We start from the raw sequence: 14,129 nt of genomic DNA on the forward strand, positions 1-14,129 counted from the left end.
AGACGCCCTATATGGGGAACACCCTAACGTTGCAACCCCCGTAACGCGATTTGCGCTGACTTTCGGAGCAGGATTGCAGAAACAAAAACGCCCGGCAACCAATATGGCCGCCGGGCGCTTTATTGTGTCTAAAAAGACTTAGGCCTTAATGGCGCCAACAACGCCTGAACCTACAGTCCGGCCACCTTCGCGGATCGCGAAGCGCAGACCTTGGTCCATAGCGATCGGTGCAATCAACTTAACGTCGATAGTCACGTTATCGCCAGGCATAACCATTTCAGTGCCCTCAGGAAGGATCACTTCACCGGTTACGTCAGTTGTACGGAAGTAGAACTGCGGACGGTAGTTCGCGAAGAATGGTGTGTGACGACCACCCTCGTCTTTCGACAGAACGTATACTTCTGCAGAGAACTCTGTGTGCGGGTTAACAGAACCTGGTTTCGCCAGAACCTGACCACGCTCAACTTCTTCACGGCCAACACCGCGAACAAGCGCACCAACGTTATCGCCAGCTTCACCGCGATCAAGCAGCTTACGGAACATTTCAACACCAGTAACAGTTGTTTTGCCGGTTTCTTTGATACCAACGATTTCAACTTCGTCGCCAACGTTCACAACGCCAGTTTCGATACGGCCAGTAACAACAGTACCGCGACCAGAGATCGAGAATACGTCCTCAATCGGCATCAAGAAGTCTTTGTCGACTGGACGATCCGGCTGTGGGATGTGCTCATCAACAGCTTTCATCAGTTCAACAATCGATTCTTTACCGATGTTGTCGTCACGGCCTTCAAGCGCAGCCAGAGCCGAACCCTTAACGATAGCGATATCGTCGCCTTCGAAGCCATACTCGCTGAGGAGTTCACGAACTTCCATTTCAACCAGTTCAAGAAGCTCTTCATCGTCAACCTGGTCAACTTTGTTCATGTAAACAACCAGAGCCGGAACACCAACCTGACGCGCAAGCAGGATGTGCTCGCGAGTTTGTGGCATTGGTCCGTCAGCAGCGTTCACAACCAGGATAGCGCCGTCCATTTGGGCAGCACCAGTGATCATGTTTTTAACATAGTCGGCGTGACCTGGGCAGTCGACGTGAGCATAGTGACGTGCGTCAGTTTCATACTCAACGTGCGCAGTCGAGATAGTGATACCACGCTCGCGCTCTTCAGGTGCTTTATCGATGTTTGCGAAATCGACAGCTGCACCACCGTACACTTCTGCCATCACTTTAGTGATCGCCGCAGTCAACGTCGTTTTACCGTGGTCAACGTGACCAATGGTGCCGATGTTGCAGTGCGGCTTGTTCCGCTCGAATTTTTCCTTCGCCATTTTCAATAACCTCTATGGTCTAACTTAAAACAAATACGGGATATGTGCGGCACCCGTGGAATCAGGCGCCGCCACTAGACGGTCACTCGCGCTTAGGCAAGCTTCTCCTTAACTTCGAGAGCAACACTCGCTGGAACTTCCTCGTAATGAGAGAATTGCATCGAGTAGTTTGCACGGCCCTGACTGAACGAACGCAGTTCATTCACGTAACCGAACATGTTGGCCAGCGGTACGAATGCTTCGACAGCTTGCGCGTTGCCTCGTGTGTCGGTGCCTTGGATTTGGCCACGACGCGAGTTGAGATCGCCAATAACATCACCAAGGTATTCCTCAGGTGTAATGACTTCAACCTTCATCACTGGCTCAAGCAGCTTAATTCCGCCGCGCTCGCCAGCTTCACGCATTGCACCACGTCCACAGATTTCGAACGCGACGGTCGAACTATCGACGTCGTGATACGCACCATCTGTTACGTGAATGGTGAAGTCGATGATCGGGAACCCGATGAGATAACCGCTTTCGGCCTGCTCACGGATACCCTTTTCAAGAGACGGGATATATTCTTTCGGAATATTACCGCCTTTGATGCTGTCTTCAAACACGATGCCTTGACCGCGCTCACCCGGTGTGAAGGTCGCTTTGGCGCGGGCAAATTGCCCGGTACCGCCAGATTGCTTCTTGTGAGTGTAGTCGACGTCGATCTCACGGCCCAGCGATTCACGATATGCCACCTGCGGCGCACCGACATTCGCTTCAACCTTGAATTCGCGCTTCATACGGTCAACCAGGATGTCGAGGTGAAGTTCACCCATACCCTTGATGATCGTCTGACCGGATTCGTGGTCAGTCGTGACACGGAACGATGGATCTTCAGCAGCCAAACGATTGAGCGCAACGCCCATCTTCTCTTGGTCAGCTTTGGTTTTCGGCTCAACAGAAAGCTCGATAACCGGATCCGGGAATTCCATCCGCTCAAGAACGATCGGCTTGGCAGGATCACACAGCGTATCGCCAGTGGTCGTTGCCTTCATCCCTGCAAGAGCAACGATGTCGCCTGCAAATGCTTCCTCAATGTCCTTACGGTCATTGGAGTGCATTTCGAGGATACGGCCGATTTTCTCTTTTTTGTCCTTCACAGAGTTCAGAACACTGCCCTTCTCCAGCTTGCCGGAGTAAATGCGGGTGAACGTCAAAGAACCCACGAACGGGTCGTTCATCACTTTGAATGCCAAAGCAGAAAATGGCTCATCGTCGCTGGATGCGCGCGAATCTTCTTCTTCGGAATCCGGCAGAACGCCTTTAATCGCAGGAACGTCGAGCGGGCTCGGCATGTAATCAACAACAGCGTCGAGCAGAGGCTGAACGCCCTTGTTCTTAAACGCAGAACCGCACAATACCGGCACGAAGCTCTGGTTCAGCGTACCCTTACGGATCAGTGACTTCAGCGTTGCCGCGTCAGGCTCGTTACCTTCAAGATACTGCTCCATCACATCATCGTCTTGCTCAACAGCAAGTTCGATCAGCTTCTCACGGTACTCATTGGCTTCGTCGACCATGTCTTCAGGAATATCGCCATAGACGTATTCTGCGCCAAGATCTTCGTTCTTCCATGTGATCGAACGCTGATTGACGAGGTCAACCAGGCCGCTCAGGCTGGATTCAATGCCGATTGGCAAATACAGCACAGCAGGTACCGAACCCAAACGATCAATGATCGACTGAACGCAATATTTGAAGTTTGCACCCGTGCGGTCGAGCTTGTTGATGAAGCACATCCGCGGGACTTGGTACTTGTCAGCCTGACGCCATACGGTTTCGGATTGCGGCTCAACACCGGCAACGCCGTCAAAACACGCAACCGCGCCATCAAGCACACGCAGCGACCGTTCAACTTCAATCGTGAAGTCAACGTGACCCGGTGTGTCGATGATGTTGATCCGGTGCTCTGGACCGTTGCGGTCGTCAGCATTCCAGAAACAGGTCGTCGCAGCAGAGGTAATGGTAATACCGCGCTCTTGCTCTTGCTCCATCCAGTCCATCGTCGCAGCGCCATCATGCACTTCGCCGATTTTGTAGGATTTACCTGTGTAATAAAGGATCCGCTCTGTAGTCGTGGTCTTACCGGCGTCGATATGCGCCATAATCCCGATATTGCGGTACCTGTCTAAGGGATGGCTACGTGCCATGTGGAATTCCTCGATTTGCTGGACGGGTGCGCTTTCAACGCTGCCCGCCCGATATAGTTGCAAATGTGACCAGTTAAAGACACACCCGGCTTACACCGCGCACGCCTCAACCATTCACTTACCAGCGATAGTGCGAGAAGGCACGGTTGGCGTCGGCCATCCGGTGCGTATCTTCACGCTTTTTCACAGCGTTGCCGCGGTTGTTGGACGCATCCAGCAACTCACCCGACAGACGTGCTGACATGGTGGTTTCCGGACGGCCACGAGCCGCACCAATCAGCCAGCGAATAGCCAGCGCCTGGGCGCGCTCAGGGCGGACTTCAACCGGAACCTGATAGGTCGCACCACCAACACGGCGGCTGCGAACTTCCACTTGCGGCTTGATGTTGTTCAGCGCATCATGGAACATCTGGATCGGATCGGCCTTGGCCTTTTCCTGAACTGTGTCGAGCGCACCGTAAACGATGCGTTCTGCTGTAGATTTCTTACCGTCGAGCATGAGGTTGTTCATGAATTTCGACAGGACCAGATCCTTAAACTTAGGATCAGGCAGGATGACCCGCTTTTCGGGACGACGACGACGTGACATGTATTTGTCTCCAAAATTCTATTCGTCTCCCCGGACTTGATCCGGGGCCCCGCTAACTTCTGGCTTGCGCTACAGTAATAAGCGGGATCCCGGCTCGGCGGCCGGGATGACGGGGAAGCCTAATTATTTAGGACGCTTCGCACCATATTTGGAACGAGATTGCTTGCGGTCCTTGACCCCTTGCGTATCCAGAACGCCGCGCAGGACGTGGTAACGCACACCGGGAAGATCGCGCACACGGCCGCCGCGGATCAGCACAACGCTGTGTTCCTGGAGGTTGTGGCCTTCGCCCGGGATGTAGGAGATGACTTCACGCTGGTTGGTCAGGCGAACCTTGGCAACCTTACGAAGCGCAGAGTTCGGCTTCTTTGGTGTTGTCGTATAAACACGTGTACAAACGCCGCGCTTCTGCGGGTTCGCTTCCATCGCAGGGACTTTGGATTTAGCCTTCTGCGGAACGCGGCCCTTGCGGACCAGCTGGTTAATTGTAGGCATGAAGTACTCTTCACCTGAATTGATGAAGCGTTCTGTTTTCAGGAGAAATGCAAAACCCGCGCTCTATACCGTCATCCCGGACTTGATCCGGGATCCAGCTCAAAAAAAACACCGCGTAGCGACATTAATAGCGCGAGCTGAAAACACTCCACCTGAAACCTTCCGGCTCCGGGTTACTTTGGCGGCTGCCCCGTGGTTTCACTTACGTCATCCCCGACTTGATCCGGGACCCCGCTAGCATAACCCCAATAGAAAAAAGCCTGTTCGATCACTCGAAAGGCTCCCGGGACATAACCGGCAATGTTCAGCTCTATTTGACCAAAGCAAGCTTCCGACGAGTCGGGAGCGTGTTTCGGTTGGCGCGCTGTTAGGGGGTGTTGGGGGCTGGGTCAAGTGTGTGGTGTGGATGTCGCTTTTCGAAAGTTCATCCGACCGTTTGGTTGAAAAGTCACAAATTCGATTTGGAATTTATGGAATAATACCATACCTTAAAAATATGGAATTTCGCTTAATACCTGCATTGATTGTTTTTCTTGGTTCGTATTTACCGCTGAGCATCATACTATTAGCACAGAATTTCGAGTACGATTCAATTGGCTCAAGCCTCTGCAACCCGCTGAATTCTTCGGCTTGCTCAATTCCTTTTGTTAGTCCTGCAGCAACGATAGCGTTTGCAATAATCTGCGCTTTCTGCATGATTTTCACACTCTTTGTATTGGCGACGACCAAGCCCAAACATACGATACAAATCACCAAGTTTGAATATATTCCAACAGATCTAATGAACTACACATTACCGTATGTGGTTTCGTTTATGAATGTTGATTTTTCAGATATTGGAAATTTTTTTGGTTTTATAGTATTTTTGGGTTGGATGTTCTGGATTACGCTTCGGTCTGGACAGATTTTACTCAATCCAGTTTTGATCGCCGCTGGATGGCGGCATTACACCCTTGAGTACAATTTTTCGGGAAGTCATGAACTACAAACTGCAACATGCCTTAGCAAAGTTCACCTGCAAACAGGAACGGCTAAGCAAATGCAAGTCCAATCAATTCTGTTGATTTCTCAAGAGGTTTCCTAATGCCGTTACCACAAAACCTACTAGATTACGACATAACTAACGCCAGTGTTACCGTTTGGCTGTTCAAAAAATCCGGTGGGACCGGCGGAACAGTGCCAAACTACAATGGCCGCTGGATCACGACCACAGATGCTCTCGACACAGCCCTGCGCACTGCGATGCAAACGCAGCGGGACCAGATCGAAGAAACAATACCGTTCAGCTTGTTGGCACAAAATAATGAAGCAAGCGCATTAGCAATCGACACGCTTGAAACGCACGCCCCGATAGTGGCCGAAAAAACGCATGCTCCTTTGCAAGACAAGGCTGTCCGGTCCTTACAGCAAATTCAAAACACTTCCTTCTATGTCATTCGGTTGGTGCACAACAATATACCCCTCTTGGGCGTCAGAAAAACTGACACCACTTGGCAATCGAAGAAACGTAGAATGAAAATCGATGTCGTATTTGACAACGAAGGGCTGACGCTTGATGAACAGCCCGCATTTTCACTTTCTCAGTACCTCGATTTCTTCATTTTTGGTGAACAGATTTTCGTCCTTAACAAATCAAATTTCGAATCAGTGCTTCACTATAAAGCTGCTCACGAAGAAGATTTCGCGGCACTTCGATCCCAAGACGAATTTGCTGCGCTATTTTCTGATATGACAGCAATACAAACATACGTTGGTACAAACAAAATTCATCTCAGGCGCGCATCTGCTATCCGGCAAAAAGGACACTATCTGGACGAGGAGTTCATGCAACGGCTTCGTGCAGGTTTCGCTAGAGTCGGTCTAAATATCGAGTTCGACAACAACGGTAGAATCGTACCAACAATAGATACATGCCCAGACATTTTTCAAGCACTGCTAGACCATCGACTGACGTCTTCTTTTTCTGAGACAAACTACGATGTGCAAGACGCAACTCCCATAATTTGATTAATCTGATCAAGAAATGTCTCATAATTTTCGCAACCTAGAAGCGCACATTCTTCAGCTTTCAAAGGCCGATGTATTCGATTTAGCAAAACGTGAATGGCAATTGGTTGCTGTCGAAATTTCTGAAGACTGGGACAATTGCCCGTGTGGCCAAGACATCAAAGAGCATTGCTACATCGAGAATCGAGAAACCGGATTTAAGACCTACGTCGGTAATGTTTGCATCAATCGCTTCATAGGTATCGATACAGGAACCCTCTTTGATGGACTTAAACGAATTGCCAAAGACCCCGCGGCTAACGCCAACCTAGCTTTGATTGAGTATGCCAATGAACGAGGGTTCTTGTATAACGAGAAAGAATACAACTTCCTGCTTAGAACAGTACGAGATCGCAAACTCTCGCCTAAACAACTGGCGTGGAAGGAAAAGATTAATCGGCGCATTCTCAACCAAACGGTCGTCGCAAGGCGGTCGAAAAGATAAGCCAATTTATCACTGGAAAATTTTTTGCCTGAGCCCCTCAAACGCCGGGCGGAATGCATCCGCATTCCTGGGCTTCGCCGCATTAGCGGCGGCGGCCAGTCGGCCTTGCGGGCCGCTGGTCGTGGCCCGGTCCATTCCAAGCCATGTTTCTCGTGCTAAGCTCTTGGTGCCGGATAGCTGGGGTGTACTAACCCGGTTAGCGACGGTGGCGCCTTGTGGCGGCGCGGCGATGCTGTGGGCGCCTCAGGCACTTACTCAAACGACAGCTTCGCGCCGCGCGGTGCCCTACTTTTGATGCGGTTCCCTTATGATAGGGCCTTTGGTTCTCGGTTCGCCTTCAGCAATTCCTGCAACTCTTCAAGCCGCATTGGCGCGGCGAATGCCAGGCCGAGCAAGCCATATTGAGACCACCGCACAATGGCTGACTGGAAAACGAAATTGCCGATCACAACCGTCACCAGTTTCCCTTTCTCGAGCCCGTCAACACCAAAGGCGCACAGCCCTCTAAGGGAAATGTTCGAAACCAAACAGGATGTCGGCTGGCCATCAATCCACATCGTGGCCAGAATCTCACACGGGACACGCACTGAACGAGTCGGTTGAAGGGCGCTGATATCATCGCACGTTTCGTGGTTGCGAACCCCCACATTGTCATCCCGGTGCCAGACAACCCTGCCCGAAAACCGATGGCGGCTATCCCAGTAATAGGTAATCTCATCACCTACCGACAACGGCAATTCGGTGCAGAATTGGGCGCCGCCTGATGAAATGTTTTTGACGACTGCCAAATAGGATTGGCCCTGATACTCCACACAGCACGGCCGAAACAGGCTTATGAAGCGCTTCTGCTTACGCTGGTCTGGATATGGCGAACTGGCGCCCGATTTACGCAATGACAGCGGCGTTCGTGTCTCTGTTAAGGCGGAATCACTACCACAACCTCCAGCGTTTCTGGGCGACATCTCTCCGGCCGTTGTCTGGTAAGCTGCCATTATCCACCTTTCGAAATGAAATGGATATCGACCGGCGATACGCGAAGATCGTAACTTGGTACCGCCGGTACGATATCATCAACCATGCGACCTGACTGCAGGGCTAGGAGACACCACAGATAGGTCGCCGGGAGCTGTCCCGGGGAAGGAACAGCGTTGCGCAACTTTGTGTCCCCGAAGGACCAGCAATAGGAACGAAGAGTACCAAATCCTCGTGCTATTGATGAAGGAACAGTCAATTGCCCAATCGGAATGGCCGAGATTTTGGCAAAGCGCGAGTGTTTCACGGTAAATGTAACGGTGTGTAATCGTTACACTAAAGAAAAAACAAATACTTACTGGACTTTATGCAAGAAATTGGCAGTATGAAATAATCAGGGTTAAACGTTCTGATATGGGGTGATTTTGATGGCTGATAAAGATTCAGACAAGTCTGAATTTTCAAAGTTGTTGGCTGAAGAGTGTACTCGTATTCTGGCGAGTGACGTGTTCGCTCGCGCGCCTGTCCAGTCCAAACTATTGTCTTTCTTGTGCGCGAAAGGCGTTGAAGGCGATACCAGCATCAATCAGTATATTGTTGCTGTAGACGGACTGGGTCGACACGAAGATTACAATGTCGACAGCGACAGTTATCCGCGGGTGCAAATGTCCCGGCTGCGCTCAAACTTGGCAAGTTACTACGCCAGCCACCGATCGGCCCATTCTCTATGTGTTTACATAAAACCCGGAGAATATGGTCTCCGGCTCGCCTCGCGCGACCTAGCCTACCCCTCTCTATTCAAATATAATGAGCAATCTGAGGATAAAGCTCCCGCCATCGCGGAAACTGCGCAGTCTGGGGCGGTATCTCAGAACGGCGAACCAACCCCAGAGGCAGCAAAGACGGGCATTGCGCAGGGGTTCAGTACAACCACCAAAGTGGCTCTGGCATCTATAATCATCGCCGCAGCTTTGCTGCTCTATGCGTCAATGCAGTATAATTCGCACCCTGACCACAAGCCGGCATTGTCAGGGCCCCCGAAAGTAGCACTGGAAGTTCCACGCAGCGGGTATTTCAACTCGAACGACCGCAATCGGCAGCTGGCTGCGAATGTTGAACGGTTGGCTCGCAATCAAATTGCGGAGTCATTCGTTTCAAATTTGGCGATGTTGGACACATCAGCGGATACGATACCCAGCTACACAGTCAGGATTGATTTGGGAGACGGGCTGACCGGGCCTGAGGCCACGATCTTTTTAATTGATAAGGCGGACACGGAACTGTTTCAAACGTCAGTTGAAGTGTCCGGTGAGAGAGAGCGATTTTTGCGCCGCGTTAACGCTGCACTGGCTGGGTTGATGGGACCAAGCGGAATGCTCGCCAACCGCGAAGTGGCGCAGATCGACAGCGAACCACGGTCGGCATATGAATGCCAATTGATGATCGAAAACGAACGGGCGCAAGGAATAAGCATCGCCGACAGGGTCGAGAGTTGCTTGCAAAGCTATCCTGACGATAAACATGCCGCGTCTTGGCTTTCACGAAAAGCTATGGGGATGTTTTTCAGCCAAATTGCCCAAGGCGATCCTGTGACCGTTGAGTCAGAGGCCTGGCAATTGATACGGCGTGCTTTGGCCATCGATGAATATAATCCATACGCGAATTTTATCGCTGCAAAGGTCAGGATCGCAGAAGGTAATTGCGAAGCCGCCCAAGTTTTTCTGGAGCGCGCCAGAGACCGTAGCAAAAGCTACCCGACGTTGATCGCCGCAACCTATGCAGAATCTGGCGGCTGTATCACCAATGCCGAAACTCTCGAAACTTCAACGCAGGAACAAAGGGCTGAAATTCTGGCGTTAATTGAAACAAATCCAATGCCCCCGGTACCGCTGCGCACAAACTTGATTTTGGCAGGGCTATCCATGGGGCGTGCCGATCTGGTAACTATGGCCGGGAAGTTGCCAGTAAGCTATAACCCAAATGGAGATGATCAGGGGCTGGCAGAGGCTTTGTCATTTTCCAATGAGCTGCAAAAAGCCAATAGCGACGTAGCCTTCTTTCGGACGAACCGCGGACGTATTGAAACCAAACTTCGTATTTACATCTGGAATGAATCAGCGAGAGAAAAAGTCCTCGAAACGCTTGATGAATAAAGCGTATTGGTGCCCGCCCTTGGCCACAGCAGTACACTGATCAATCTTTGATCAACCAGTCCATTCGCGGGCGAGCAGTCCCCAAATCAAACTGTCGCACCAACCGATATGTGTTTTCATGGCGTCACGCAGATGCGCTTCCTGTGTGAAGCCCAGGCTCTTGATCAAATGATTGGATGCATCGTTGCGGGGATCGATATCGGCGATAATCTTACGGACTTCTCCGCTACCGAATAGATGATCAATCAAGCCGGTCACACATTCTCTGGCGATACCTTGCCGTTCACAGCCCAGCACGGTCAAATACCCAATTTCGCATAGCTGATCGCTATTTGTATCGGCCACAACCCGGCATAGTGCAGGGCCGCCCTCCGCAGGTTCTGCTATCCACGTTTGGCCCGGCCAGTCTGTGTCAAACAGCCAATCACGTAATTCCGCCTGTGATGCAAAAGCCCCCCTGCTCCAATACAGCATGGCCTTATCGTCCGAGAAACTGGGCCAAAGCGCGTCCACATCGCGCTCCAGCAAGCTCCGCAAGCGGAACCGCTTGGTCCACAATTCTGGAACGGGCGCAATCACCCGGCTGTCAGATGCTCAATCAGCGCTTTGACCTTTTTCTGGCGCCATTGCGGCGCGGGTGCCACCAGCCAATAGGCGCGGCGGCCTTCATCGGGCCCCTCCAAAATATCCAAGCGGCCAGCCTCCACAGCTTCGGAGACGAGCAGATACGGCAACACAGCTTTGCCCATACCCGCCATGGACGAGCTGAGCGCTTGCCCGGCATTGCCAACTTCCACAGTTGCCTCTGCCCCTTCTGGCAGCGGCGCGCCGGGCCAGTTGATCCATTCATCAGGCGCACCATCGGTCGATACGACAACCCGCTTGGCTGGTGCCAGCTCGACACCTTTCAAATCGCCGGGGCCATCAATCAAACGAATTGCCACATCCAGATTGGCCTCGGTGAAATCGGCATTTTCATCTTCCACAAGGTGATAGCGGATTTCCGGATGTTGCTTGCGGAATGCAGCCAGACGCGGCGCCAGCCATTGGGCATAAAATTCACGCGGCGCGGCAATTGTGTAATTGTCACTGGCTTGCCCTGCCTGCATCGCTTGCACGCTCTCTTCAAACCGAAGAAAACCCTCCCGCAGCGAATCAAGCCCTGCGCAGCCCTCAGGTGTCAGTTCCAAACCCTTGCTTGTCCGCCGGAACAGGACCGTACCCAAATGATCTTCGAGCGCGCGAATTTGCTGACCAACAGCAGCAGGGGTCACCGCCAGCTCGTCCGCAGCGCGGGTGAAGCTCAGGTGCCGGGCGGCGGCGTCATAAACGCGCAATGCGTTCAAAGGCAGATGGGTTCGTTTCATAACGCATCATGATTTAGGCGCAGCGCTGCTTTGTCGCAACCAGTGACTTTATGATGATCCTTTTTTGAACGTTCTGGGTTTGAACGTTCTGGGTTTGAACGTTCTGGATCTAAACATTCTGGGGAAGCGAGAAGCCCCGCCATCAAGGTTTGCGCGATATTAACCGCTTGGCGTTACGAACCCCGCAAGTGACCAGAAAGAGCGTAGCGTGAAACCGATTGACCTGCTTCAGTTATTGACCAGCTTTGTGCTTGTTTGTGTGGCCCTGATGTGGCTGCTCAACCTTCGGAAACGTAGGGCAAAACTGGCCTTCGCCCCTGCGGTGCCGGACGACAAGCCGGCCTTCTCTTTCCGCCGCAAATCCAAAAAAATCGCCGAGGAAGAAGCGGCTGCGGAGGCTGAGGCACCTGTGCCATTGATGCGGCGACGGCAGATCCTGCCACCCGCGGAAACGACAGAAACTGACAATGAGCCCAGTGCCGAGCCAAGCAACCCATCGGCTGCGGCCGAGCACAGCACACCCATCGGCGACACCGACTGGTCCGAACCGGAGCAGGCTGATGCAGAGGCAGGCCAATTCACGCAGCCTGATGAAGCCGGGGTCGCCGTTGAACCATCGCCGGAACCTTCTGACACACCGGACCAACTGAGCAGTGATGGTTCGATTAGCGACGAGGAATCGATCTCTGTTATCCTGCGCCGCCCCGTAATGCCGGACGCTGACGCGCATGTTCGATCATGGCTTGGCGGCCTGCCAGAAATGCCCGATGACGTTGAGTGGCCGCAGGCAATATCTGCTGAAGACCCTTCCCTCGGAAAGGTTCCGCACCATTTCCTGGCGCAAATATCATGCGCAGATTTGCCCCAGGAATTGTGGGGCGGCCGCGGCCCGCGTGAGGGGTCGCTGTTGTTTTTTGTCGATCCCAATGTTGGATGCCCCGACGATGACACCTCCCACAGTGTGCTGCACATCACTGGCTCGGGAACAGAACGGCCAGCGCCTGATACGCTCGGTCCGGTACACAACAAGGTGTACACCGGCGGTAGCTATAATTGGCTACCAATCGACAACGTGCCTCCTGTCTGGCGGAAGTGGCCGGTCGAACTGCTCGAAACCCCCAATGTTCTGCATGACATCGATGGACATCCTTCGGCAACGCCCGCTGGCTTTTCCAGCATCCTGTATGACGGCGCCCCTGTTGCAGATAGGGTGACCGGCACTGTCACTACGCCGTACACCTATGGCCAATCCGCCAACGCGTTACGGCAATTGGCAGCAAGGATGCGTAACGAGCCGCGCGAAGTGGCCAGCACAGAAGCCCTGAACATGGTAGTCGAAAATCGCGCCATCAATCGCCTTCTGGAAAGCTTGCAACACGCACGGGCAAAAATCGACACACAAGAAGACCCAGATCTGCGCGCCCGCCAGCTAGAAGACTTACTGCCACGTTTGGCGCTGGTAACAGAAGTCTCGTCAGCCGGCGAACTGGTTGAAATGCTCAATCGGGAACGCAGCAAGGTCGCCAAATGGCGCGCCAGCATCGCAAAGCACTGCGTCAATTTGGAAAAACTGCTAGCGGGCGAAAACGATGATACCCCCTTGCCCCGTGAAAACTGGGAAGAATTGCAGCAGTGCTTTGTTGGTCAGTCTGCGAGTATGTTTGAGGTGGGGATCGACTATAATCACCCCGACGGGAAAGCCTTGACCCTGACGACGGTAAAGGAAACGGCAGAATTGGAAGCAGCCGATGGCTTATCCCAATTGGCCATTCTTGACAGCCTGGATGCCGATCGGTCCGCACTGGTTCCGGATACCGTCAAAGAAGCTATCAAGCCTGCTTTGCGTAATCTCTACGCCAATCGCCCGCACCGGCTGGGCGGATATCACGATGGTGTTCAAACCACCGTATCTGAGCGCGCGGATGACACGGTCTTGCTGCTACAGATCGCAACTGACGAAGCGATGGACTGGTGTTGGGGAGATTCCGGCGCGTATTATTTCTGGATCGACAAGAGCGACCTTGCTAATGGCGACTTTTCGAGAGTTTCAATGACGTTGGAATGTTGCTGAGCACGCCCAGCCAGCACCAGTATCAATCAATTCGCCGTCGCAGGCGCTGAGAGCGGGAAATAGGGGATCCGGACTTCCAACGGGCTCCCATCGGTGAGCCCGAAGGTGAAGAACCCTTCCATCGATCCGCTGGGTGTCGTGAGCGGACAGCCCGATACATAATCATGTGTTTGCCCGGGGTTTAGCGTCGGGGTCTCTCCCACAACACCCTCCCCATCGACATGATTGACCATGCCGCGCGCGTCAGTAATGCGCCAGTGGCGTGTTTTCAGCTGGATCGTGTCGTCGGAATCGTTTTCGATCCGGACGTGATACACCCAGAACCATTTCCCCGATTCCGGCTGAGATTGCTCAGGCAAGAAATTCACTGCCACACGGACAGCGATGTCTTCAGTTATGGCGCAATGCTGAAATAGCTCTTTCATAATGCGAGGTAGACTAGCGAGGCTTGGGAGAGTCGGCAAATGCCGAACGTA

13 protein-coding genes are annotated in these 14,129 nt (G+C 52.7%); 5 read left to right on the forward strand and 8 right to left on the reverse strand.

What is annotated here, in order from left to right:
* Positions 1-138: 138 nt before the first annotated feature.
* The 4 genes from tuf to rpsL all read right to left on the reverse strand — a co-directional run bounded on the left by tuf (position 139) and on the right by rpsL (position 4,599).
* A complete protein-coding gene (gene tuf, locus HKD42_RS06895) occupies positions 139-1,329 on the reverse strand; it encodes an elongation factor Tu (protein WP_170011596.1) in 1,191 nt (396 codons plus the stop codon).
* A gap of 92 nt (positions 1,330-1,421) precedes the next feature.
* Complete coding sequence (fusA, locus tag HKD42_RS06900; protein WP_170011598.1) at positions 1,422-3,515, reverse strand: elongation factor G; 2,094 nt, start codon at positions 3,513-3,515, stop codon at positions 1,422-1,424.
* Positions 3,516-3,633: 118 nt separating this feature from the next.
* Positions 3,634-4,104, reverse strand: coding sequence for a 30S ribosomal protein S7 (gene rpsG, locus HKD42_RS06905; RefSeq protein ID WP_170011600.1), 471 nt, complete (start codon positions 4,102-4,104; stop codon positions 3,634-3,636).
* Between the two features lie 123 nt (positions 4,105-4,227).
* Positions 4,228-4,599: a 30S ribosomal protein S12 gene (gene rpsL / locus HKD42_RS06910; protein ID WP_115366484.1), complete on the reverse strand. Its 372-nt coding sequence runs from the start codon at positions 4,597-4,599 to the stop codon at positions 4,228-4,230.
* A 406-nt stretch (positions 4,600-5,005) separates the two neighbouring features.
* Here rpsL and HKD42_RS06915 point away from each other — a divergent pair, with 406 nt between their 5' ends.
* The 3 genes from HKD42_RS06915 to HKD42_RS06925 are packed head-to-tail and all read left to right on the forward strand — an operon-like array spanning position 5,006 to position 7,090.
* Complete coding sequence (locus HKD42_RS06915; RefSeq protein ID WP_170011603.1) at positions 5,006-5,683, forward strand: hypothetical protein; 678 nt, start codon at positions 5,006-5,008, stop codon at positions 5,681-5,683.
* The gene (locus HKD42_RS06920; RefSeq protein ID WP_170011605.1) at positions 5,683-6,606 is read left to right on the forward strand and encodes a Kiwa anti-phage protein KwaB-like domain-containing protein; all 924 of its coding nucleotides are present in this window, start codon (positions 5,683-5,685) and stop codon (positions 6,604-6,606) included. The genes HKD42_RS06915 and HKD42_RS06920 overlap by 1 nt, the downstream gene beginning before the upstream one ends.
* 16 nt (positions 6,607-6,622) lie before the next feature.
* Entirely contained in the window at positions 6,623-7,090 is a 468-nt protein-coding gene (locus tag HKD42_RS06925; RefSeq protein ID WP_170011607.1) for a hypothetical protein, read from the forward strand.
* Between the two features lie 305 nt (positions 7,091-7,395).
* Here HKD42_RS06925 and HKD42_RS06930 read toward each other — a convergent pair whose 3' ends face one another.
* Positions 7,396-8,082 (reverse strand): PilZ domain-containing protein, encoded by a 687-nt coding sequence (locus HKD42_RS06930; RefSeq protein ID WP_211483501.1) that lies wholly within the window; start codon positions 8,080-8,082, stop codon positions 7,396-7,398.
* A 408-nt stretch (positions 8,083-8,490) separates the two neighbouring features.
* Here HKD42_RS06930 and HKD42_RS06935 point away from each other — a divergent pair, with 408 nt between their 5' ends.
* A complete protein-coding gene (locus HKD42_RS06935; protein WP_170011611.1) occupies positions 8,491-10,215 on the forward strand; it encodes a tetratricopeptide repeat protein in 1,725 nt (574 codons plus the stop codon).
* Between the two features lie 51 nt (positions 10,216-10,266).
* On the opposite strand, the gene HKD42_RS06940 is transcribed toward HKD42_RS06935, so the two are convergent.
* Positions 10,267-10,794, reverse strand: a complete 528-nt coding sequence (locus HKD42_RS06940; protein WP_170011613.1) for a GNAT family N-acetyltransferase — start codon at positions 10,792-10,794, stop codon at positions 10,267-10,269.
* Entirely contained in the window at positions 10,791-11,582 is a 792-nt protein-coding gene (locus tag HKD42_RS06945) for a LysR family transcriptional regulator (protein ID WP_170011615.1), read from the reverse strand. Before HKD42_RS06945 ends, HKD42_RS06940 begins: the two co-directional genes overlap by 4 nt.
* 208 nt (positions 11,583-11,790) lie before the next feature.
* Here HKD42_RS06945 and HKD42_RS06950 point away from each other — a divergent pair, with 208 nt between their 5' ends.
* Positions 11,791-13,653: a DUF1963 domain-containing protein gene (locus HKD42_RS06950; RefSeq protein WP_170011617.1), complete on the forward strand. Its 1,863-nt coding sequence runs from the start codon at positions 11,791-11,793 to the stop codon at positions 13,651-13,653.
* Between the two features lie 26 nt (positions 13,654-13,679).
* On the opposite strand, the gene apaG is transcribed toward HKD42_RS06950, so the two are convergent.
* Positions 13,680-14,078 (reverse strand): Co2+/Mg2+ efflux protein ApaG, encoded by a 399-nt coding sequence (gene apaG / locus HKD42_RS06955; RefSeq protein ID WP_170011619.1) that lies wholly within the window; start codon positions 14,076-14,078, stop codon positions 13,680-13,682.
* Positions 14,079-14,129: the final 51 nt, after the last annotated feature.

Source organism: Pontixanthobacter rizhaonensis, from assembly GCF_012972675.1.
GTDB classification, from domain to species: Bacteria; Pseudomonadota; Alphaproteobacteria; order Sphingomonadales; family Sphingomonadaceae; genus Pontixanthobacter; species Pontixanthobacter rizhaonensis.

Bases quoted from the DNA above. Each gene is read 5' to 3' on its own strand.
- tuf (WP_170011596.1), bottom strand. From the start codon at position 1,329: ATGGCGAAGGAAAAATTCGAGCGGAACAAGCCGCACTGCAACATCGGC.
- fusA (WP_170011598.1), bottom strand. From the start codon at position 3,515: ATGGCACGTAGCCATCCCTTAGACAGGTACCGCAATATCGGGATTATG.
- rpsG (WP_170011600.1), bottom strand. From the start codon at position 4,104: ATGTCACGTCGTCGTCGTCCCGAAAAGCGGGTCATCCTGCCTGATCCT.
- rpsL (WP_115366484.1), bottom strand. From the start codon at position 4,599: ATGCCTACAATTAACCAGCTGGTCCGCAAGGGCCGCGTTCCGCAGAAG.
- HKD42_RS06915 (WP_170011603.1), top strand. From the start codon at position 5,006: ATGTCGCTTTTCGAAAGTTCATCCGACCGTTTGGTTGAAAAGTCACAA.
- HKD42_RS06920 (WP_170011605.1), top strand. From the start codon at position 5,683: ATGCCGTTACCACAAAACCTACTAGATTACGACATAACTAACGCCAGT.
- HKD42_RS06925 (WP_170011607.1), top strand. From the start codon at position 6,623: ATGTCTCATAATTTTCGCAACCTAGAAGCGCACATTCTTCAGCTTTCA.
- HKD42_RS06930 (WP_211483501.1), bottom strand. From the start codon at position 8,082: ATGGCAGCTTACCAGACAACGGCCGGAGAGATGTCGCCCAGAAACGCT.
- HKD42_RS06935 (WP_170011611.1), top strand. From the start codon at position 8,491: ATGGCTGATAAAGATTCAGACAAGTCTGAATTTTCAAAGTTGTTGGCT.
- HKD42_RS06945 (WP_170011615.1), bottom strand. From the start codon at position 11,582: ATGAAACGAACCCATCTGCCTTTGAACGCATTGCGCGTTTATGACGCC.
- apaG (WP_170011619.1), bottom strand. From the start codon at position 14,078: ATGAAAGAGCTATTTCAGCATTGCGCCATAACTGAAGACATCGCTGTC.